The following is a 21,921-nucleotide window of genomic DNA, read 5'->3' as shown; positions in this document are numbered from 1 at the left end:
CGCAACCGACGCAGCGCCGCGCTGCCGGCGTCATGGCCGGGACTGTCGCGCGGCGAACACGTCGAGCGCCGACGCCAGGATCATTTCGCGGCAGTTCGCCGGCCGTTTCGCGCCGCGCCACTGCGGCTTGTAGATGGCATCGCCGACCCGGATCGGCATGCCGGTGAGCGCGCAACGCCCGAGCCCGCGCGCCTTCGCGCTGATCCAGCGCTGCTCGTCGTAGCGGCAGTGCGTCGGGTCGCTCCACGACACCAGCATCGACGAATCGGTCTGCCGCTCGGCGGTGACGATCGCGCTGCGGCGGCGTATGTCGCCGCTCGACGGCGTCGGCGCGTCGCCGCGATGGCCGCGGCGCGGGCCGTCCGCCGGTCGCGCGCGCGGCATCGGCATCGACCGGACGACCGCCATGGAAGGCGGCCCGAGCGACGTGATCATGTGCTCCCAGCGATTGAAGGCATCCATGGCGGCATTTCCAGGCGAGTGACGGACGGTGCGGTCGGATCCGTGCGCGCGACGCGAAACGTGCGCGGATGATCCGATGTCGACGATAGTCGCCGCGCGCTGAAGAGTCCCGGTCGCGCGCTTAATTCTTCTGCAGCCCGGCGGACTTCCCTCCGCGGCGCGGCGCGTTCAAGAAAATTCAGCCGGATTTCAGTACGGCGCACGTAGCACCGCGATACGCTCCCGACGGCATTCGTTCGTCCGCGCCGCACGAATCGGCGCGCGACGACTCAAGCAAACCGGCTGCCGGCGGGATGGCCGCGGCCGGTCGTCACCGATCCACCATCCCGCGCGGCATCGTTGCGCCGCATATTTCAGGAGTCCAGATGCACCCAGAACAGACCGACGCCGTTTCGTCGGCGCGCCGCCGCGACATGCTGCTTGCCGGCGCGACGGCCGTCGCGGCCGCCGCGCTGCCCGCGATGGCGGCTGCGGCCGGCACCCCCGCCCGCAGCGCCGCTTCAGCCCACCCAGGAGCCCATTCGATGAACACGATCACCACCCAGGACGGCACGCAGATCTACTTCAAGGACTGGGGCAGCGGCCGTCCTGTCGTGTTCTCGCACGGCTGGCCGCTGTGTGCGGACGCGTGGGACGCGCAGATGCTGTTCCTCGTGCAGCACGGCTATCGCGTGATCGCGCACGACCGTCGCGGCCACGGCCGTTCGAGCCAGCCGTCGCGCGGCAACGACATGAACACGTACGCGGACGATCTGGCCGCCCTGCTCGACGCACTGGACGTGCGCGAAGCCACGCTCGTCGGCCACTCGACGGGCGGCGGCGAAGTGGCGCGCTACATCGGCCGCCACGGGACGAAGCGCGTGTCGAAGGCCGTGCTGATCGGCGCGGTGCCGCCGCAGATGGTGAAGTCGCCGACCAACCCCGGCGGCCTGCCGATGGAGGTGTTCGACGGCATCCGCAAGAACGTCGCCGAGAACCGTTCGCAGTTCTACAAGGATCTCGCGGTGCCGTTCTTCGGGTTCAACCGCCCGAACGCCAAGCCGTCGCAGGGCACGATCGACGCGTTCTGGTCGCAGGGCATGATGGGCGGCATTCACGGCCAGTATCTGTGCGTGAAAGAGTTCTCGGAAGTCGACTATACGGAAGATCTGAAGAAGATCGACGTGCCGACGCTCGTGCTGCACGGCGATGACGACCAGATCGTGCCGATCGACGATTCGGCCCGGCTGTCGTCGAAGATCGTCAAGCACGCGCAGCTGAAGGTGATCGAAGGCGGGTCGCACGGCATGTGCGTCGTGAACGCCGATCGCATCAACGCCGAGCTGCTCGCGTTCCTGCAGGCGTAAGCGCGCCGTCTGCCGTCGCGGTGCGCATACCGCTTCGGCAGACGTGCCGTTCAGGATTTTTCAGAAAAATTCAGCCGCGGCGCGCTCACTGCGCCCGCACCGGCCTCAGCAGGATGCCGATCAGCGCCCCGGCGAGCGCGAACGCCATCGCCACGCGGAAATTGTCGGCCAGCGCGAGTGTGGTCGCCTGCACGCGCACTGCCCGATCGACGAGCGCGTAGGCGGCCTGGTTGCCGGTCGCGACCGTGGCGCCGTGCGTCACCAGCGACGCCGCGCCGGTGCGCAGCCGCTCGAGCGTCCCGGGATCCGACAGCGATACATGCAGACCGACGAGATTCGAATGGGTACCCTCCCTGATCCGCTGAATCACCGCGATCGACGTCGTGCCGAGCTGCCCGCTCAGCAGGCGCGTCGTCTGCACGACCGCGCCGAACGTCAACGCGTGTTCGGCCGTCACGTGCTTGCCGAAGAAGAAGATCACCGACGTCAGCGCCATCGTCTGCCCGAGCGCCTGCAGCAGTTGCGACGGAATGAAGTCGGGTTCGGCCCACGCGGACGTGAGGCGCGCGCCGAGCGCGAATGCGATCGCCACCGTCACGAAGCCGGCAACGATCAGCCGGCGCGGATCGACGCGCTGGAGCAGCAGTGCGACGCACGGCGCGAACAGCAGCTGCGGGATCGCGATCCAGCGCAGCGTATCGCCGATCTGCAGCGGCCGCAGCCCGTACGTGCTGGCGAGGAACAGCGACGGGATGAAGCTCGTATTGAGCACGGTGAAGCGCACGAGGCCGACGAGCACGATCAGCAGCGCGACGTTCGGCCGCGCGAGATAGCCGAGATCGAGGCCCGCGCGCGGCGACGCGAGCTCGTGAATCAGGAACGCGGCGACCATCAGGATGCCGAGCGCCAGCAGCACGACGATCAGCGGCGACTGCAGCCAGAACAGCCGTTCGCCCTGGTCGAGCGCGACGCACAGGCACGCGAAGCCGCCGGCGCCGAGCAGCATCCCGCGCGCATCGATGCCGGACGCGAAGCGCTTGACCGGCTCGTCCGCCAGCGACAGCAGCAGGCACGCGATGAACGGCACCGTCAGCACCGCGTTCTGCCAGAACAGCCAGCGCCAGCTCAGGTGTTCGCTGTACCAGCCCTCGAGCGTGGCCGACAGGTTCAGCGACATCTCGAGATTCATCGCATACGCGGCGATGCCGAACGCAATGAGCCGCGGCGGCAGCGTCCGGACGACGAAGCCGACCGTCAGCGGGACGAACACGCCGGACGCGAGCCCCGCGATCGCCTGGAACACGACGAACGCGCCGAACTGCGTGCAGAGCGGCAGCACGGTTTCGGCGCCGAGAAACACGACGGCGCCCGCGACCAGCACGCGGCGCGTGCCGAACATGAACGCCGCGGCGATCGCCAGCGGCCCGACGAACATCTGCGACGCGGTAAACGCGGTGTTGATCCATGCGCCTTCGTCGACGCCGATGCCAAGCGCGCCGCGCACGTCGGCGAGCCCGAGCGACGTGATGCGCGAGGTGAGCGTCGCGATGATCGCGCCGAGCAAGACGGCCGCGATCGCGGCGATCGACCGGAATGTCGGGATGTCGGAGGCCGTCGCCGGCGCGGCACGACCGGTCGCAAACGTGGTGTTCATCGTGAAGCGGCTCCCCGCTGTCAAGCTGGCGCAAGCATAACGCGATGCGTCGAACCGTGCCCGTACGATGGAGTTTGCCGACCATGACCTCACCTTCCACCGACACGCCGGCCGCTTCGGCGCCGCCGCCCGCCGCGCCCGTTCGCTCGCACCGGCCCGCCATCGCGGCGATCGCGACGCTCGCGCTGCTGCTCGTCGCATTGCTCGTGTACGAGTTCGACGCGCGCGATCGCGGCACCGACGACGCATACGTGACCGGCCACCTGCACGTGATCTCGCCGCGCGTGGCCGGCACCGTCGAGCGCGTGCTCGTCGACGACAACCAGTTCGTGCATGCCGGCGACGCGCTCGTGCAGATCGACCGGCGTGATTTCGACGTGCGGGTCGCCGCGCAGCGGGCACGCGTCGCCCAGGCGCATGCCGATGCGAGCCGCGCACACGCGCTGATCGAGCAGGCCGACGCGGCGCTCGTGTCCGCGCACGCCGATGCGGTAAAGGCCGAACTCGATTACGCCCGCGCACGCGAACTGACACGCGAGACGCCGAGCGGCCTGTCGAAGCAGGAGTTCGATGCGGCCGATGCCGCCCGCAAGTCGGCCCGCGCGCGCGTCGCGGCGGCCGATGCGCAACGGCGCAGCGCCGTGGCCGCCGCCGAAGCGGCCGACGCCGCGTCGAGCCAGAACGACGCCGAGTTGCGCGACGCGCTGCTGCAGCTCGGCTACACGGCGGTCGTCGCGCCGTCGGACGGCTACGTCGGCAAGAAGACCGTCGAGACCGGCGAACATGTCGCGCCGGGCCAGGCGCTGCTCACGCTGGTCGAGCCGCATCCGTGGATCGTCGCCAATTTCCGCGAGACGCAGCTGCGGCACGTGCGCGCCGGCGACGCCGTGCAACTGCGCTTCGATGCGCTGCCGCAGCGCACGTTCACCGGCCGCATCGACAGCCTGTCGCCCGCGACCGGCGCGCAGTTCGCGCTGCTGCCGCCCGACAACGCGACCGGCAATTTCACGAAGGTCACGCAGCGCGTGCCCGTGAAGATCCTGCTCGACGGCCCGGCCGCGACGGAGCCGCGCATCCGGTCCGGGCTGTCGGTCGTCGTCACGCTGCAAGGCGGCAGCGAATCGCGATGAAGCGCGCATGCCTCCTGCTCGCCGCGAGCCTGCTGGCCGCGTGCTCGATCGCGCCGCAGCCGCTCGCGCCCGTCCCGGTCGGACACGACGGGTTCCGCCATGCCGATCCGTCGACCGCTCCGTCGACCGATGTGCGCACGCCGTCGCTCGCTGCGTGGCCGGCCTGGTTCGGCGACCCGCGACTCGGCCGCCTCGTCGACGCCGCGCTCACGCACAACCTCGATATCCGCGCGGCGGCCGCACGCGTCGACCAGGCGCAGGCGCTGCTCGGCGTGCGCGAGGCCGCACTGGCGCCGACCGTGCGCGTCGACCCGTCGTTCAGCCGCACGCGCGTCTCCGGCACGGTCGACAACGCGCTGCCGAAGCGCACGATGCACAACTGGTCGGTGCCCGTCGCCGCGAGCTACGAAGTCGATCTATGGGGGCGCTTGCGCGGCGATGCGGACATCGGCGAACAGAACGTGCTGCAGGCGGCGGCCGACCGCGATGCGGTGCGTCTGCGGGTGGCAACCGAAGTGGCCGTCGACTATCTGACGCTGCGCTACCTCGACGACGATCTCGAGACGCTCACGCGCGCGATCGGGCTGCGGCGCACCGCGCTCGACGTGATCGCCGCCCGCGTGCGGGCCGGCGCGGCGAGCGATCTCGACGGGCTGCGCGCGTCGGCCGATCTCGATACCGCGCATGCCGATCTCGCGGAGAGCCGCCGGCTGCGCGAAAACCTCGTCGACGCCATCGCGGTGCTGACCGGCGTGTCGCCGACCGCGTTCGACGTCGGTACGGGCGCCGTGCCCGTGCAGGTGCCGGATGTGCCGGCCGGGCTGCCATCCGCGCTGCTCGCCCAACGCCCGGACGTATTCGCGGCGGCACGGCGCGCCGATGCGGCGTCGCTCGAACTGGGCATCGCGCGCACCGCGTGGCTGCCGACACTGACGCTGACCGCCGACGGCGGCTTCGCGACCCGCGATCTACGCACGTTTCTCGACCGCAATAGTTCACTGTGGAGTCTCGGCGCGAACGTCGCGCTGACGCTGTTCGACGGCGGCAAGCGCGAGGCGATGGTGGCGGCCGCGCGGGCCGGCATGGACGCAGCCGACGCGAACTATCGCGCCACCGCCATCGGCGCGTTGCGCGACGTGCAGGACGCACTCAACGACATCGCCGCGCAAAAGGAGCGGATCGTGCGCTACGACGACGCGGCGCGCGTGACGGATGCGGCGGCGCGGCTGTCGTTGAGCCGTTACGCGCATGGGTACGTCAGCTATCTGGAAGTCATCGACGCCGATCGCGATGCGCTGAATGCGCGGCGCCAGCTGATTCACAGCCGGCAGGCGCTGGCCGTCGCGACGGTGAGCCTCGTGCGTGCGTTGGGCGGCGGGTGGACGCCGCCGGCACGCGTCGGCCGGGACGGATTGCGCGACGCGCCGCAGGCGGACGCGCGATGAATCCATCGAGCGGCCCGCACCTGCGTCACGCGCTCGCGAGCCGATGCGCATCTTCGCCGAGAAACCGGTGCACGAAGGTCACCGCCATCGCGCCTTCGCCGACCGCCGACGCGACGCGCTTGACCGATCCCGATCGCACGTCGCCGGCCGCGAACGATCCCGGCACGCTGGTTTCCAGGTGGTACGGCCGGCGCTCGAGCGGCCACACGCGTTCGAACGCCGGACAATCGTACAGGTCGCCGCCGGTGACCAGATAGCCGTCCGGATTACGGATGATGTCGGTGTCCTTCGCCCAGTCGGTATTCGGCGCGCCGCCGATGCACACGAACAGGCGCGTGGCCGGCAGCCGTTCGCGCGTGCCATCCGCCGAGCGAAGCTCGATCGCGTCGAGCCAGCCGTCGCCGTGCAGCGCGGCGACACTCGACCGGTAGCGGACCTCGATGTTCGGCGTGCGCTCGATCCGGTCGATCAGGTAGCGCGACAGCGTGTCCGCGAGCGACGCACCGCGCACGAGCATCGTCACCTGGCGCGCATGCCGCGAGAAATTCATCGCGGCCTGGCCGGCCGAATTGCCGCCGCCGACGATGAACACCTGCTCGCCCGCGCACATCGGCGCTTCGCTCGACCCGGCGCCGTAGAACAGCCCCGCATTCAGAAACGCCGGCTCCTCCGGCAGCCCGAGGCTGCGATATTCGATGCCGGTCGCGCAGATGTTCGCGCGCGCGACCAGGATCGACCCGTCGGCGAGCTCGACGCGGATCTTGCCGTCGACGAACGTCGCATGCACGCCCTCGCGCATCGTCAGCAGCTCGACGCCGAACTTCACCGCCTGCTCGCGCGCGCGTTCCGCAAGCGCCGCGCCCGGGATGCCGTCGGGGAAGCCCATGTAGTTCTCGATCAGCGAACTCGTGCCGGCCTGTCCGCCGATCGCGCCGCGCTCGATCACGACCGCGCGCAGCCCTTCGGACGCCGCGTAGACCGCCGCGGACAGCCCGGCCGGCCCCGCGCCGTAGATCGACACGTCGTATTCGACGAAGCGCGGGCGCGCGACCCAGCCGAGCCGCGCGGCGATCTCGGCCAGGGTCGGCTGGTACAGGCGCGAGCCGTCCGGAAAGATCACGACCGGCAGCCGGATGTCGCGCAGCGGCGCGATGCCGAGCACCTGCGCGCAGTCGGCGTCGGAGGTCAGCTCGCACCAGTCGTACGCAATCATGCGCCGCTGCAGGAAATCGCGGATCGCGTACGCGTCCCTGCTGCGCGGCAGACCGACGATCCGCACGTGTTGCGGTTGATCCATGAGCGCCTCCCGATGATGTCGATGTCGGATGCGGTTCGGCCGGTGCCGCGGCGTGGCCGAACGCATTCGCGACTGTACGCCGCCGCCGCGGGCCGCGCGGGCCGCTTCATGACAATTAAGGTCCGGCCGCGACGCGACGCTGCACAATGCCGCGTATCCCTCCCGCTTGCGGCCGCATGCCGGCCGTGCCGCGAGCGTCGCTCCCGCGCCGGCATCGGAGCGCAAGATGGCCAACGCCTGTACGCATCTCGACGAAGCACGCGTGTTCGACACCGACAAGGACGACTGTGAGGAATGCGTCAGATCGGGCAGCGGCTGGGTGCATCTGCGAATGTGCCTGACCTGCGGGCACGTCGGTTGCTGCGACTCGTCGCCGAATCGCCATGCGAGCCGGCATTTCCGTGACACCGGCCATCGGCTCGTCCGCTCGATCGAGCCCGGCGAGCGCTGGATCTGGTGCTACGCGGACGAAGTCGTCGCCGGCGAGATTCCGTCTTGACGCGACGCGCGGGGCCGCCGCGACACGGCGCGCCCCTCATCGGCCCCGCGCGCCGCACCCCGGTCGATTCGGGGCCGGACACCGTTCAGAACGTTTCAGCGCCGCTTCAGGCCATGATCGCGGCCTCTGCGTAGACTGCCGTTCATGAGCTGCCGCGCAGGACGGCGCTAGCGCCCGTTATCGACTGCTGGAGTGACAACTTGATCCCCGTCGCCAATCACCGCCGCGCCGCAAGACGGTCGCGGCCGCATCGGACGGCCACGCACGGCCGACACGCATCGTCCGGTGTTGCCGCGCATCGCATCACTTGCGGCGCACCACGTCGCCTGGAGAGCGCATGAAGCACAAACGACTCTGGATCGGCGCGGCCGGCATCGCGATCGCGGGCGTCGCGGTCGCGATCGGCATCATGGTGCGGCCGTCGATCGCGCCGATCGATCCGCCCGCCCCCGCTTCGTTCGATCCGCAGCTGGTGCGCGCCGGCGCGCGCGTCGTTGCGCTGGGCGACTGCGTCGTGTGCCATACCGCGAAGGACGGCAGGCCGTTCGCCGGCGGCCTGCCGCTCGCGACGCCGTTCGGCACGATCTATGCGACCAACATCACGCCGGATCCGGAGACCGGCATCGGCCGCTGGTCGCGCGACGCGTTCGCCCGTGCGCTGCGCACCGGCATCGGGCGCAACGGCCAGCCGCTGTACCCGGCGTTTCCGTACATTCATTTCACGAAGATGTCGGACGACGACATCGCCGCCGCGTATGCGTACCTGATGACACGCACGCCGGTTCGCGCGACGACGCCCGCCAACGACCTGGTGTTTCCGCTGAACTTCCGGCCGCTGGTCGCATTCTGGAACGTGCTGTTCCTGCGCGAAGGCGCGTATCGACCCGACCCCGCGCAATCCGCGCAATGGAACCGCGGCAGGATGCTCGTCGACGGGCTCGGCCATTGCGCGTCGTGCCATTCGCCGCTGAACGCGATCGGCGGCGAGCAGCGCGGCCGTGCGTTCGACGGCGGCATCGTCGACGGCTGGGAAGCGCCGCCGCTCAATGCGCTCGGCCAGGCCGCACGGCCGTGGACGCAGGCGCAGCTCGTCACGTACCTGCGCACCGGCCGCGCGAGCGAGCACGGCGCGGCGGCCGGGCCGATGCTGCCGGTCACGCGCGACCTCGCGACGGTGCCGGCGGAAGACGTCGAAGCGATCGCCGCGTACATCCTGTCGATCCAGAAGCCCGCGAACGGACATGCGGCCACGGCCGCCGCACCGGCCGAACGTGCCGCGACGACGCCGGCCGCGCAGCGCGGCGCGGTGCTGTTCCAGGCATCGTGCGCGCAGTGCCACGGGCCGGCCGCGCCGATGCAGTCGATCGGCGAGCGGCCGACGCTCGCGTTCAGCACGGCCGTGAACGCCGATACGCCGCGCAATGCGATCCAGATGATGTTCAACGGCATCGGCTGGCACGGCGAGGACACTTTGAACTACATGCCGTCGTTCATCGACCAGTACGACGACGCGCAGATCGCCGATCTTGCCGCGTACGTGCGCGCGACCTACACCGATCGCCCCGCATGGTCCGGCGTCGACGCGATGGCCGCGACGCTCAGAAAAGAGGACACCGCCCGATGATTACCCTCACCGTCAACGGCGTGCGGCACACGCTGGACATCGATCCGTCCACGCCGCTGCTGTACGCGCTGCGCAACGACCTGCACCTGCACGGCGCGAAGTTCGGCTGCGGCCTAGGCCAATGCGGCGCGTGCACGGTGATCGTCGACGGCAAGCCGACGTTCTCGTGCCTGATGCCGGTGGCCGCGGTCGGCGCGCGCAGCGTGCGCACCATCGAGAGCCTCGGCACCGCCGAGCATCCGGGCCCGCTGCAGCGCGCGTTCGTCGAGCATCAGGCCGCGCAGTGCGGCTACTGCATCGCGGGGATGATCATGCGCGCGCAGGCACTGCTCGAGCGCAACCCGAAGCCGACTGAACAGGAACTGCGTACGCATATGGAGCCGAACCTGTGCCGCTGCGGCACGCACATGCGGATCCTCGCGGCCGTGCGCTCGGTCGCGGGGCTGCCGCCCCCGGAACCCGCCTCCGCCCCCGTTACGATCAGCAAGGGACTTTGATGAATTCCCACGACGACATCGACGAAGGCCGCCGGCATTTCATCGTCTCCGGCGCGCTGTTCGTCGCGTTCAGTCTCGCGCCCGCGTCGCGTGCGGCCGCGCAGTTGGTGATCGCCGACGAAGGCGCGGCCGTGCACGTGGCAAAAACCACCCAGACACTTGCGGGCAGCCTGAAAACAAATCCCTTGCTCGACGCGTGGATCAAGATCGCGCCGGACGGCACGGTCACCGTATTCACCGGCAAGGTCGAGCTCGGCACCGGCGTGCGCACCGCGCTGCTGCAGGTGGCTGCCGAGGAGCTCGACATGAAGCCGTCGCTGATCACGTTCCTGACGGCCGACACCGGCGCATCGCCCGACGAGGGGTTGACCGCCGGCAGCCACACGATGGCCGACAGCGGTTCCGCGCTGCTGAACGCGGCCGCGCAAGTGCGCGCGCTGCTGGTGGAAGGCGCGGCGAAGCGCTTCGGCGTCGACGCGCACACGCTGACGACCGCCGACGCAGTCATCCAGGCGCCCGACGGCCGCACGATGACCTACGGCGACGCGATCCGCACCGTCGACCTGCATCGCAACGCCGCGCCTACGTCGCCACTGAAGAGCCCGGCGACGTTCACGGTGATCGGCACGTCGCTGCCGCGCGTCGACATCCCGAACAAGGTAACGGGCGGCGTCAGCTACGTGCAGGACATGCAGTTGCCCGGCATGCTGCACGCACGCGTCGTGATGCCGCCGGTGTACGAAGCGAAGCTGCTGTCGTTCGATGAAGCGGCGATCCTGAAGCTGCCGGGCGTCGTGCGGATTGTGCGCAACGGCAGCATGCTCGCGGTGGTCGCCGAGGGCGAATGGCAGGCGGTGGTCGCCCAGCGCGCGCTTGCCGCCGCGTGCCGGTGGTCGCCCGGGCGCACGCTGCCCGATCGCGCCACCGTGCACGCCGACCTGAAGCGGATCTCGACGCAGCGCATCGAGATCGCCAACACGCACGCGGCCACCGCGCCGGCCGTGAAGACGCTGAACGCGACGTTCCTGAAGAACTACCTGCTGCACGGCTCGATCGGGCCGTCGTGTGCGGTCGCGCACCTCGATAACGGGACGATGACGGTGTGGACCCATTCGCAAGGCGTCTACCCGCTGCGCGACGCGCTGGCCGAGATGCTGTCGATGCCGAAGGCGAGCGTGCGCTGCATTCATACCGAAGGGTCCGGCTGCTACGGACACAACGGGGCCGACGATGCCGCCGCGCACGCGGCGCTGATCGCCGCCGCGATGCCCGGCAAGCCGATTCGCGTGCAGTGGATGCGCGAGCAGGAACACACGTGGGATCACTTCACGCCGGCGATGGTGACCGAGGTCAGCGCTTCGCTCGACGCGAGCGGCCACATCGTCGACTGGAACTACGCGCTGTGGAGCAGTTCGCACAACGAGCGGATCGTCAACGCCGGCCGGCTGCTGCCGGCGCGGATGCTGGAGCCGCCGTTCGTGCCCGCGCCGTCGACGCCGATGCTGCAACCGGAAGGCGGCGCCGATCGCAACGCGATTCCGCTGTACGCGCTGCCGAACCAGCACATCGTGAACAACTTCTCGCCGACGATGCCGCTGCAGACGTCCGCGATGCGCTCGCTCGGCGCACATACCAACGTGTGGGCGATCGAAAGCTTCATGGACGAACTCGCGCACGCGGCCGGCATCGATCCGGTCGAATTCCGGCTGCGTCACATGGAAGACCATCGCGCGCTTCAGGTGATCAAACTCGCCGCGCAGCACTTCGGCTGGCCGCGGCCGCCGCGTGCGCGCAACCGCGGCGTCGGCTTCGCGTTCGGCAAGTACAAGAACCTGATGGCGTACGTCGCGATCGCGGTCGAGGTGTCGGTCGTGCCGGAAACCGGCCAGGTGACGCTCGAGCACGCGGAAGCCGCCGTCGACGCGGGGCAGGTCGTGTCGCCGGACGGGATCCGCAACCAGATCGAGGGCGGCATCGTGCAGGCCGCGAGCTGGACGCTGTACGAGGCGCTGAAGTACGACACCGAACGGATTCGCAGCTTCGACTGGAGCAGCTACCCGATCCTGCGCTTCTCGGCCGCCCCGCAGAGCGTGAAGGTCCACCTGATCAATCGCCCGGGCGCGCCGTTCCTCGGTGCGGCCGAGGCGTCGATGGGGCCGACCGCCGGCGCGCTGGCCAACGCGATCTTCGACGCGACCGGCCAGCGCATGCGCGAAATGCCGTTCGCCGGCGACGCGCTGAGACAACGCATCGACGCATAGCAATTCGGTCGCGCCCGCTAGCGCGACCGACACACCCGACAAGACGGACGGCGCCGGCATGCACCGGCGCCGCGACCCAACAGGACTGGAGCCTTCCCGACGATGGATACCTTGCTTTCGATGCGCGTGTTCACGCGCATCGTCGAAACCGGCAGCTTCACGCGCGCCTCCGACACGACCGGCCTCACGACGCCGCGCGTGTCCGCGCTGCTCAGCGCACTCGAACAGCACCTCGGCTGCCGGCTGCTGAACCGCACGACGCGCCGCATCTCGCTGACCGAGGACGGCCAGGCGTACTACGAACGTTCCGTCGCGGTGCTGCGCGAAATCGACGACATGGAGGCGTCGGTCTCGCAGGCGCGCAACGTGCCGCGCGGCCGGCTGAAGGTGAACCTGCCGCCGGCGATGGCCAAGCAGGTCGTGGTGCCCGCGCTGCCCGCGTTCCTCGACGCCCATCCGGGCATCATGATCGAGCTCGGCGTGACCGACCGGCAGATCGATCTCGTCGGCGAAGGCGTCGACTGCGTGGTGCGCATCGGCGCGCTCGACGACTCGGGGATGATCGCGCGGCGCATCGGCAGCCTGACCACCTGCACGTGCGCGTCGCCCGCGTACCTGGCACGGTGCGGCGAGCCGGAGACGGTCGACGATCTCGCGCAGCACGTGGCGGTCAGCCACATCTCGGCCGATACCGGGCGCCCCCGCGTGTGGGACTACGTCGTCGACGGCGAGCCGCGCGTCGTGCAGATGTGCGGCACGGTCGCCGTCAACGATGCGGACAACTACATCGAGTGCGGCATCGCGGGCATCGGCCTGATCAAGACGTCGCTGTACCTCGTCGAGCCGTATCTGAAATCGGGCCGGCTGCGCGAAGTGCTGACCGATTTCAACGCGCCGGCCCGGCCGATCTCGGTGCTGTATCCGCCCAATCGCCACGTGCCCGTCAAGCTCAAGGTGTTCGTCGACTGGCTCGCGGGCCTGTTCGAGCAGATTCCGACGCTGCAGGGCAAGCGCGGCTGATCGGGCGCGGCGCCTTTGCGTGCCGCGCAACGCTCGATTGCGCGGCGGCCCGGTTCCGGTTTGATCGACCGGTCAATAGTATGGGCGGCAACGCGGTGCACCGTATCGCGCCCCCGGCGAACTCCATGCAGGCGCGGCGACACGGGGACCCACCTCTCTCTTCTCAAGGAGCCCACCATGTCCGCAGATTCAACGCCGCACGCGCAGCCTGCGCACGGCACCCGACTCACGCAGGGGTTGATCCTGCTGTTCGCATTCAGCTGCGGCGCGATCGTCGCGAACCTGTACTACGCGCAGCCGATCACGGAACTCATTGCGCCGGGCCTGCACATGTCCGGCGGCACGGCGAGCCTGATCGTGTCGTTGACGCAGATCGGCTATGCACTCGGCCTGTTCTTCATCGTGCCGCTCGGCGACCTGCTCGAGAACCGCAAGCTGATGATCGTGACGGCCGTCGTGTCGATTGCAAGCCTCGCCGCGGCGGCGCTCGTGCGCACCCCTGGGCTCTTTCTCGCGATTTCGCTGCTGATCGGCTTCAGCTCGGTGGCCGTGCAGCTCCTCGTGCCGCTCGCCGCGCATCTCGCGCCGGATCATGCGCGCGGCCGCGTGGTCGGCACGATCATGAGCGGGCTGCTGCTCGGCATCCTGCTGGCCCGCCCGCTGTCGAGCGTCGTGGCCGACGCGTTCGGCTGGCGTGTCGTGTTCGCGGCGGCCGCCGTGCTGATGACGCTCGTCACGGCCGTGCTCGCACTGACGATTCCGCAGCGCCAACCCGACCATCGCGCGACCTACTTCGAGCTGATCGGCTCGCTGCTGCAGCTGGTTCGCACGATGCCCGTCCTGCGTCATCGCGCGTTCTACCAGGGCCTGATGTTCGCGTCGTTCAGCCTGTTCTGGACCGCCGTACCGGTCGAGCTGACGCGTCACTACGGACTGTCGCAGTCGGCCATCGGCCTGTTCGCACTGGTCGGGGCGATCGGCGCGACGTCGGCGCCGGTGGCCGGCCGCCTCGCGGACGCCGGCCATACGGTGCGCGCGACGCTGATCGCGCTGGTCGCCGGCACGCTGTCGTACGTGGTCGGGTTCGTGCACGGCACCGGCCTGTACGGGCTCGTCGTGACCGGCATCGTGCTCGACTTCGCGGTGCAGATGAACATGGTGCTCGGCCAGCGCGAGATCTACGCACTGCACGCGGCAAGCCGCAACCGGCTGAACGCGCTGTACATGACGAGCATCTTCGTCGGCGGCGCCGTCGGCTCGGCGCTTGCGAGCCCGCTGTACGAGCATGGCGGCTGGCCGCTCGTCGCGGCGGTGGCCGGTGCGTTCCCGATCGTCGCGCTCGCGCACTACCTGCTCGTCGGGCGGCCGCACGCGCAACGTCACGCGCTCGGCTGAACCCCGCCGCCGCCTTCAAACTTCAAACCGATTCGTTCGCGGGGCGCGTCGCCGCCCCGCTCCACGCCGAAGAAAAGGAGTCCATCATGTCTTCCCTGCTCAGTGCCTATGATCTGCGCGGCCTCGCGCTGCCGAACCGCGTCGTGATGGGGCCGATGACGCGCTCGCGCGCGCCGTCGCGCGGGTTGCCCACCGAACTGATGGCCGAGTACTACGCGCAGCGCGCGTCGGCCGGCCTGATCGTGACCGAGGCGACCAACGTCAGCCGCGCGTCCGCCGCGTTCGAGCTCACACCGGGGCTCGTCGACGATGCACAAGCCGCCGGCTGGAAGATCGTCACCGACGCGGTCCACGCGAACGGCGGCCGCATTTTCGCGCAGCTGTGGCACGGCGGCCGGGTCAGCTCGCTGACGCTGCTCGGCGGCGCCGCGCCGCTGTCGCCGTCAGGCGTGAACGACGACCTCGAACAGCTGCAGGTATGGGCGCAGTTGCAGAACGGCTATTACACGAAGATTCACGCGACGCCGTCGCGCGCGATGACGACCGACGAAGTCGTCGCGGCCGTCGATGAATTCCGGCAAGCGGCCACGCGCGCGATGGCCGCCGGCTTCGACGGCGTCGAGATCCATGCGGCCAACGGCTACCTGCCGCACCAGTTCCTGTCGTCGACGCTGAACCGCCGCGACGATCGCTACGGCGGCTCGGTTGCGAACCGCGCACGCTTTCTCGCGGAAATCGTCGACGCGGTCGGCGGCGTGATGCCGCTCGGCCGCGTCGGCGTGCGGATCTCGCCGTACGCGAAGTACAACAACGTGCGCGATGCCGATCCGGATGCGACGCTCGCGTACGTCGGCCGGATGCTCGACGACGCGGGTGTCGCCTATCTGCACGCGGCCGACACCAACGGCTGGAGCGGCGAGCCCGACCTGCCGCGTATCGTCGAGCGCGCGCGCCGGTCATTCAGCGGCACGCTGATCGTCAACGGCGGTATTTCACCGGACGCGGCGAACGCGTTGATCGACGCGGGCGACACCGATCTCGTCGCGTTCGCCCGTGCCTATATCGCGAACCCCGATCTCGTCGAGCGCCTCGCGGCACGCGTCCCGCTCGCGGAGCCGAAAAACGTCGGCTGGTATGGCGGCGACCGCGCGGGCTACGTCGACTATGCGCGGCACGACGCGGCCGAATCGCCCGCGTAACCGGCGAATGCCCCGCGCACGGCACGGGGCGTCACGCACCCCATTGCGATACCGGGCCCGCGCGGCCGATTCCCGCGCGGTGCAACGGCGCCGTCACGCGTCGTTCCAGCGCGCCCCCAGCACGCGCCCGCAGAAATTCGGCCGCTGGAAATCCGGGTCCGCGCGTTCGAGCACGTCGGCGCTCCACGTGCCGAACGTCGACTGCGGCCGATGCTCGACGCCGCGTGCGACCGCAGCGAGGAAGGTTTCGCGAAATCCGTTGCCGCGCGGGTACGCGGCGAGCAGCGCGGCGCGCTCGTCGTCGGTGTAGCTGTCGAAATCGGTTGCCATCAGATCGGTCGACACGGCGCGGGCCAGCGCGCGGGCGAGCGGCGACGCACGCGCGGCCACACCGGGCGTCGTATGCAGCGCGATCGCGTGCCATACGTCGTCGCGCATGCTGCGCGAGCGCCGATGCCGCACCAGCAGCGCGTGCGCGGCATCGGCGCCGTCGAGTTCGTAACGTTCGGGCGAGCGGCAGTATGCAGGGCTCAGCCCCATGTTCGCGTACATCGCGGCGACGTACAGCGCATCCGGATCGCACCCTTCGCCCGCACGCCGCGCGGCGAGCGACGCGAACACGAACACGAACACGCGCGCGGCATGATCGGCGAGCGCGGCAGGCAACGATGCGCGCGCCGCGTCGGCCGCCTCGACCGCAAGCGTCGTGCGCGGAATGCTGACGCCGGCCACTTCGTCGGCGGTCGACGGTGCGCGTGTGTGCGCAACGTTCATCGTGTCTCCTTCGTGTCCCGTGCACGGGACGAAAAATCGTTCAAGGCCATGCCGCGCGATATTGTGCGCGCCGGCTAGCACGCGACGCAGCAGCGACCGCACGCTTCGCAGCGGTTGCCGGCCGCGCTGGCCGCCGGATAGCGCGGCCGCGCGAAGCGGCGCCCGGGGCCGCGTGCCCGGCACGCATCGGTGCCGGGGTTCATGCACGCGTCGCCCGCCGCCGATGCGCGCGGGCTGCCATGCCCGTTCGCGCCGGCTGCAGGCGTGCCGTCGCCATCGGCGACCGGCGACCATCCGGGGCTGACGGGCGGCGGCGGCGGCGCGAGCGACGCAAATTCCCGTTCCGCGTGCACGACCTTGCCGTCGACGACCGTCAGCACCGACGACAACTGCGGGATGCGCGCCGTGTCGATCGTGAAATAGTCGTCGCTGAGCACCGCGAAATCCGCATAACGGCCGGGCACCAGCGCCCCCTTGCGATGCTCGTCGGCGGAAAACCATGCGCTGCCCACCGTGTAGCGGCGCAGCGCCTCCATCCGGCCGAGCCGGTTGCGCGCGGGATACAGCACGGTGCCGCCGACGCTGCGCCCCGACACCATCCAGTACAGCGCGACGAACGGGTTGTAGCTCCCCGCATCCAGCGCGCCGGAGCCTGCCCCGACTGGCAGCCCGGCCGCGAGCATCGCGCGGATCGGCGGCGCGCGCGTCGCCGCGGCCGCCCCGTCGCGCGCGATGAACGCCTCGCCCTGGAACGCCATGCGCGGCTGCACGGTCACGCCGCCGCCCAGCGCCGCCACACGCGCGATGTTCGCATCCGACATCGTCTCGCACCGGTCGAAACACCAGCGCAGCCCGGCGAACGGCGTATCGCGGTTCACCGCCTCGAACACGTCGAGGAAGCGGCCGATCGACTCGTCGTAGGTCGCCTGCAGCCGGAACGGCCAGCGGTGGCGGACCAGCAGCCGGACGACGGCGGTCAGTTCCGCGTCGACCGACGCGGGCAGTTCGGTGCGCGGATCGAGAAAATTCCCCAGATCGACCGCCGAAAACAGCAACCGCGCGCCTGCGCCGTTCGCGCGCAGGAACGCATCGCCGTCGCCGGGCGAGGTCAGCGCGATCCACTGCGCGAAGTCGTCGATTTCCCGGCCGGCGTGTCGTGCGCCCAGCGCGTACGCGATGCGCGTCGTCAGTTCGCCGCGGCGTGCCAGCGCGATGACCGCCGCGTAATCGTCCGGATACGTCAGGCCGTCGCCGCCGGCGTCGATCGCGCTCGTCACGCCCACACGGTTCAGCGCGCGCATGAACTGCCGCGTGGAGTTGATCCGGTCGGCCGCGCCGAGCACCGGCGCGCGCGCGAGCGCCGCGGCCAGCACGGCCGGATCGGAGCGCGCGAGCAGCAGCCCGGTCGGCCGCCCATGACGGTCGCGTCGCAATTCGCCGCCCGGCGGATCGGGCGTGTCGCGCCCGTAGCCGATCGCGCGCAGCGCGGCCGCGTTCAGCCACGCGCTGTCGCCGAGATGCTGGACGAACACCGGCGTATCGGGTGCGATCGCATTGAGCTCGGCCACCGTCGGGCCGCGCTTTTCCGCGAACTGCAGCGCGGTCCAGCCGCCGCCCACGCGCACCCAGTGCGGCGCGGGCGTGCGCACGGCCTGCCGATGCAGCAGCTCGAGCGCGGCGGCAAGCGACGGCACGCCGTCCCAGCGCAGCTCGAGGTTGAAGTGCGTGCCGCCGCGGATGGCCTGCAGGTGCGCGTCGACGAGGCCGGGGATCACCGTGCGGCCATTCAGGTCGAGGCAGGCCGTGTCACCGTGCGCATGACGCAGCACGTCGCGATCGTCGCCGGTCGCGACGATGCGCCCGTCCTTTACCGCAAGCGCGCTGACGAACGAGCGCTGCTCGTCCTGGGTCGCAATCTTGCCGTTGAAGACGACGAGGTCCGCCGCGCGGGCGGGTTCCGTCGCGCTAAGCACCGTCGGGCCTCCCGTGCGGACGCGCACGCGCACGCCGCGCCGCGCCGCGCGTACGTCGCTTCGTCGAACGACGGAAACCCGCTGCATCGCCCGCATCGGCATGCATGTCGCGATCGCGCAGTCGCGCGGTTGCCTGGAACGCGCGCATCGCTATGCGGCCTGCTGCGCCGCGTCGGCGGCGTCGTGGCGCGCAGGCGTGCGGGACGGCGGCGGCGCGTCCTGGCGGACGAAATTCTGCACGCGCAACAAGCGCCGCACATCATGGGCGCGCGAATGCGGATCGAAGTGCCGCGCGACCCCGGCGACCAGCGTCGACGCGTGTGCGGTGCGCCCGCGCTCGATCAGGTGGTCGGCGAGATCCAGCGCGCCGCGCAGCGCCCACATCGCGGCGCCCTGCCCGTTCGCGGTCTGGATCGCCATCTGCAGATGACGATGGCCGTCGGCCTCGTACGCGAGCGCGACATCGGGGGCCGCGATCCGTGCCTGTTCGAGCATCGCGACGCCCGTCACGCGCAGCAGTTCCGGCACGAACAGATGCTCGCCGTGCGCGCGGCAGCGCGCGAGCGTCGCCTCGAGCCGCGTGCGCGCCTCGCTTGCGCGGCCGACGCGCACGAGACCCTCCGCATACGCGACGTTCAACGGGGCGAGCAGCCGCCGGAACCCGGTCGCCTCGACACGCCTCAGTGCGGGTTCGAGCCGTGCGAGGCCCGCACCGGGATGACCGGCCTGGATGTCGAACTGGCCGGTCAGGCATTCCGCGTGATTGCGCCAGATGTCGAAACCGTGCGCGCTCGCGGTCGCGCGCAGCGTCGCGAGATAGTCGGACGCGATGTCGTGGTCGCCGTAGCGCAGGGCGATCGGCACGGCGGCCGCGCCCAGCACCACGCACAGCGCGAGCGCGGACGGGCCGCGGCGCGCGCACTCGACCGCTTGCGCGGCGATGCGCATCGCATGGTCGGGGTCGCCCTGCATCCACACGAGCCGCGTGAGCATCGTGCGCGCGAGCGTCGTCATGTCGACGCCGAGCGCTGCCTGCGCGCACGGCGGCTCGCCCACCTCGCCGAGTTCGGCCGTCGCCGCTTCGAGCCGCTCGCGCGCCTGCGCGTGCTCGCCGAAATAGTGCAGCGACGTGGCGACCATCGCGTTGGCCAGGAGCCGCTGCGAGCGGTCGCCGCGCCGCTCGGCCGCGCGCTCGAAGCGGGTCGCGTAACGCAGCGATTCGTGAATGTCCGACAGCGTCAGCATCGTATTCCACAGCCCGACCAGCGCGCGCGCATCGAACGTCGCGTCGCCGACATGGGCGGCAAGACCGAGCGTGCGGTCCCACATCGCGGCCGCGGCCATGGCGTCGCCGTCCGTATGCAGCAGCGCCGACGCGCAGGCCGCGCGCAACCGCATCTCACGCGCGGCATCGACCGGGTCGGCCGCGGCCGTGTCGAATGCGTCGAGCACCTGGCGCGCCCGCGCCGCGCATTCGTGCATCCGCGCCGGCTCCAGCAGCGCGCGCGCCAGGCGGTCCGCTTCGGCTTCGTGCACGGCCGCGACCGGCGCACGCGTTTCGTCGACGGACATGACGCGTGTGTCGGTCGGTGTGTCGGTCGGTGTGCCGGTCAGGGCTTCAGTCAAGGCTTCAGTCAAGGCTTCAGTCAAGGCTTCAGTCAGCCCGTCGGCCGGCGCCTCATCGGGGGCGTCCACGCTCGCCGCCGCGTGCTGGTGCTCGTGCCCGTGTTCATGCCCTTGCTCGCGCGCGTATCGTGCGTGGCGCGCCGCGATGCGCTCGACCTCGCCCTCGTTGTGCAGTTTTTCCAGCGCATACGCGCGCGTCGATTCGGTCAGCCGGTACCGCGCAGATGCGCCTTGGAATTCGACGGTCACCAGCGACTTCGCGACCAGTTCGCCGAGCACCGCGATCATGTCCGCGGCCGATGTGCCGGGCTCGGCGGCGACCGCGTGCGCGGCATCGAACGAAAACGGCCCGATGAAGCATCCCATCCGGCGGAACAGCGCACGCGCGGCCGGGTCGAGCAGCACGTAGCTCCAGTCGAACGTCGCCCGCAGTGTCTGATGACGCGGCAGCGCCGAGCGCAACCCGCCGGTCAGCAGGTTCAGCCGGTCGTCCAGCCGCGACGCGACCACCGCGAGCCCGAGCGTCGCGACGCGCGCCGCGGCCAGTTCGATCGCGAGCGGCAGCCCGTCGAGCCGCCGGCAGATATCGGCGATCAGCCGCATGCCGGCTTCGTCGACCGGACAATCCGGCGCGGCGGTGCGCACCCGTTCCAGGAACAGCTCGACGGCGGAACAGCGAACGATCTCGTCGGTGCGCGCGTCGTCGTCGGGCACCGCGAGCGGGCTCATGCGCAGCACCGCTTCGGCGGAGATATGCAGCGGCTCGCGGCTCGTCACGAGTACGCGCAGCGAGCCGGCGCACGACGTCAGCGTTTCGACGAGGCTCGCGACGAGATCGACGATGTGCTCGGCATTGTCGAACACGAGCAGGTGGCGCGACGCCGCGAATACGGCGCCGATGTCCTCGACGGCGGGCACGCGCTGCGTGTCCAGGCCGAGCTCGGCCGCGACGGCGATCAGCATGTCGGCGCGCGTCCCCGCACGTGCCAGCTCCACGAACAGCACGCGCTCGCGCGAGCGGCTGCGCACCGCGTGGGCCACGCGTACGGCGAGGCTCGTCTTGCCGATCCCGCCCGCGCCGACGAGCGTGACGACCGGCGTGCGTTCGAGCATCTCGACGATCTGCGCGATTTCGGCGTCGCGTCCGACGAGCGGCGCGGGCAGCGACGCCGCGTGGGCATCGGTCGGTGCGGCGGTTGGGACAACGGCCGGCGTGTCGGCCGCGGGCATGGGTTCCGGGCCGGGCGACGCGCACGCGACCAGCAGGTAGCCGCGCCCGGGCACCGTCTTGATCAGATCGCGGTTCGTGCCGAGCGCCTTGCGCAGCGTCGCCACATGCACCTGAAGGCGGTTTTCCTCGACGATCAGCCCGGGCCAGACCGCGTCCATGATGTCGTCTTTCGACACGACCGCCCCGCTCGCGCGGTGCAGCACTTCGAGAATGTCGAGCGCGCGTGCACCGATGCGCAACGACGCGCCCTGACGGCGAATGTCGCGCTGCTCGAAATCCACCGACAACGTTCCGATCTGGATCATGGCCGCCTCCGGGTCCCTCAGGATGACCGCCCGGTGAACGCGGCAGTCCACCCGGCAGGATGTCCGGCCCCGGCGCACCGTGGCGCCGGCCGGACACTGTTGAATTCCGGGCTGAGTGTAGACGGGGGCGCGACGAAAATCTTGAAGGAAAATGCGCTGTGGGCGGCGGCCGGATCACGCGAT

16 protein-coding genes are annotated in these 21,921 nt (G+C 70.4%); 10 read left to right on the top strand and 6 right to left on the bottom strand.

The genetic code is table 11. From position 1 onward, the window contains the following. Positions 1 to 30: 30 nt before the first annotated feature. On the bottom strand, positions 31 to 462 hold the full coding sequence (locus CFB34_RS38865; protein WP_089444090.1) for a DUF3331 domain-containing protein: 432 nt from the start codon (positions 460 to 462) through the stop codon (positions 31 to 33). Between the two features lie 365 nt (positions 463 to 827). Here CFB34_RS38865 and CFB34_RS38860 point away from each other — a divergent pair, with 365 nt between their 5' ends. Next, complete coding sequence (locus tag CFB34_RS38860; RefSeq protein WP_089444089.1) at positions 828 to 1,808, top strand: alpha/beta hydrolase; 981 nt, start codon at positions 828 to 830, stop codon at positions 1,806 to 1,808. A gap of 85 nt (positions 1,809 to 1,893) precedes the next feature. Here the strand turns inward: CFB34_RS38860 and CFB34_RS38855 are convergent, their stop codons facing one another. Beyond that, positions 1,894 to 3,462, bottom strand: a complete 1,569-nt coding sequence (locus CFB34_RS38855) for an MFS transporter (protein WP_089444088.1) — start codon at positions 3,460 to 3,462, stop codon at positions 1,894 to 1,896. Between the two features lie 83 nt (positions 3,463 to 3,545). Here CFB34_RS38855 and CFB34_RS38850 point away from each other — a divergent pair, with 83 nt between their 5' ends. Together CFB34_RS38850 and CFB34_RS38845 are read left to right on the top strand one after the other, a co-directional pair. Next, positions 3,546 to 4,592 carry an HlyD family secretion protein gene (locus tag CFB34_RS38850; RefSeq protein ID WP_089444087.1) on the top strand — a complete coding sequence of 349 codons (1,047 nt, stop codon included), beginning with the start codon at positions 3,546 to 3,548 and terminating at the stop codon, positions 4,590 to 4,592. Further along, positions 4,589 to 6,037 (top strand): efflux transporter outer membrane subunit, encoded by a 1,449-nt coding sequence (locus tag CFB34_RS38845; protein ID WP_089444086.1) that lies wholly within the window; start codon positions 4,589 to 4,591, stop codon positions 6,035 to 6,037. The genes CFB34_RS38850 and CFB34_RS38845 overlap by 4 nt, the downstream gene beginning before the upstream one ends. Positions 6,038 to 6,062: 25 nt before the next feature. Here CFB34_RS38845 and CFB34_RS38840 read toward each other — a convergent pair whose 3' ends face one another. After that, positions 6,063 to 7,334, bottom strand: coding sequence for an NAD(P)/FAD-dependent oxidoreductase (locus tag CFB34_RS38840; protein ID WP_089444085.1), 1,272 nt, complete (start codon positions 7,332 to 7,334; stop codon positions 6,063 to 6,065). Between the two features lie 226 nt (positions 7,335 to 7,560). Here CFB34_RS38840 and CFB34_RS38835 point away from each other — a divergent pair, with 226 nt between their 5' ends. From CFB34_RS38835 to CFB34_RS38805, 7 genes are all read left to right on the top strand, one after another. Beyond that, positions 7,561 to 7,833 carry a UBP-type zinc finger domain-containing protein gene (locus CFB34_RS38835; protein WP_089444084.1) on the top strand — a complete coding sequence of 91 codons (273 nt, stop codon included), beginning with the start codon at positions 7,561 to 7,563 and terminating at the stop codon, positions 7,831 to 7,833. 337 nt (positions 7,834 to 8,170) lie between these two features. Further along, positions 8,171 to 9,457, top strand: coding sequence for a cytochrome c (locus tag CFB34_RS38830; RefSeq protein WP_089444083.1), 1,287 nt, complete (start codon positions 8,171 to 8,173; stop codon positions 9,455 to 9,457). Next, positions 9,454 to 9,954 carry a (2Fe-2S)-binding protein gene (locus CFB34_RS38825; RefSeq protein ID WP_039362674.1) on the top strand — a complete coding sequence of 167 codons (501 nt, stop codon included), beginning with the start codon at positions 9,454 to 9,456 and terminating at the stop codon, positions 9,952 to 9,954. The genes CFB34_RS38830 and CFB34_RS38825 overlap by 4 nt, the downstream gene beginning before the upstream one ends. Continuing rightward, positions 9,954 to 12,215, top strand: a complete 2,262-nt coding sequence (locus CFB34_RS38820; protein ID WP_089444082.1) for a molybdopterin cofactor-binding domain-containing protein — start codon at positions 9,954 to 9,956, stop codon at positions 12,213 to 12,215. The genes CFB34_RS38825 and CFB34_RS38820 overlap by 1 nt, the downstream gene beginning before the upstream one ends. A 102-nt stretch (positions 12,216 to 12,317) precedes the next feature. Next, a complete protein-coding gene (locus CFB34_RS38815; RefSeq protein ID WP_089444081.1) occupies positions 12,318 to 13,235 on the top strand; it encodes a LysR family transcriptional regulator in 918 nt (305 codons plus the stop codon). Positions 13,236 to 13,412: 177 nt separating this feature from the next. Further along, complete coding sequence (locus CFB34_RS38810) at positions 13,413 to 14,630, top strand: MFS transporter (RefSeq protein ID WP_089444080.1); 1,218 nt, start codon at positions 13,413 to 13,415, stop codon at positions 14,628 to 14,630. Between the two features lie 86 nt (positions 14,631 to 14,716). Continuing rightward, entirely contained in the window at positions 14,717 to 15,829 is a 1,113-nt protein-coding gene (locus CFB34_RS38805) for an alkene reductase (RefSeq protein WP_089444079.1), read from the top strand. A 93-nt stretch (positions 15,830 to 15,922) separates the two neighbouring features. On the opposite strand, the gene CFB34_RS38800 is transcribed toward CFB34_RS38805, so the two are convergent. From CFB34_RS38800 to CFB34_RS38790, 3 genes are all read right to left on the bottom strand, one after another. After that, positions 15,923 to 16,603, bottom strand: coding sequence for a phosphohydrolase (locus tag CFB34_RS38800; RefSeq protein ID WP_089444078.1), 681 nt, complete (start codon positions 16,601 to 16,603; stop codon positions 15,923 to 15,925). 74 nt (positions 16,604 to 16,677) lie between these two features. After that, complete coding sequence (locus CFB34_RS38795) at positions 16,678 to 18,576, bottom strand: amidohydrolase (RefSeq protein WP_242808794.1); 1,899 nt, start codon at positions 18,574 to 18,576, stop codon at positions 16,678 to 16,680. A 150-nt stretch (positions 18,577 to 18,726) separates the two neighbouring features. Continuing rightward, positions 18,727 to 21,738 carry a winged helix-turn-helix domain-containing protein gene (locus tag CFB34_RS38790; protein WP_089444076.1) on the bottom strand — a complete coding sequence of 1,004 codons (3,012 nt, stop codon included), beginning with the start codon at positions 21,736 to 21,738 and terminating at the stop codon, positions 18,727 to 18,729. Between the last annotated feature and the right edge of the window lie 183 nt (positions 21,739 to 21,921).

The organism is Burkholderia sp. HI4860 (assembly GCF_002223045.2).
Lineage (GTDB): Bacteria > Pseudomonadota > Gammaproteobacteria > Burkholderiales > Burkholderiaceae > Burkholderia.
This window is presented reverse-complemented; position numbering and strand designations above follow the sequence as displayed.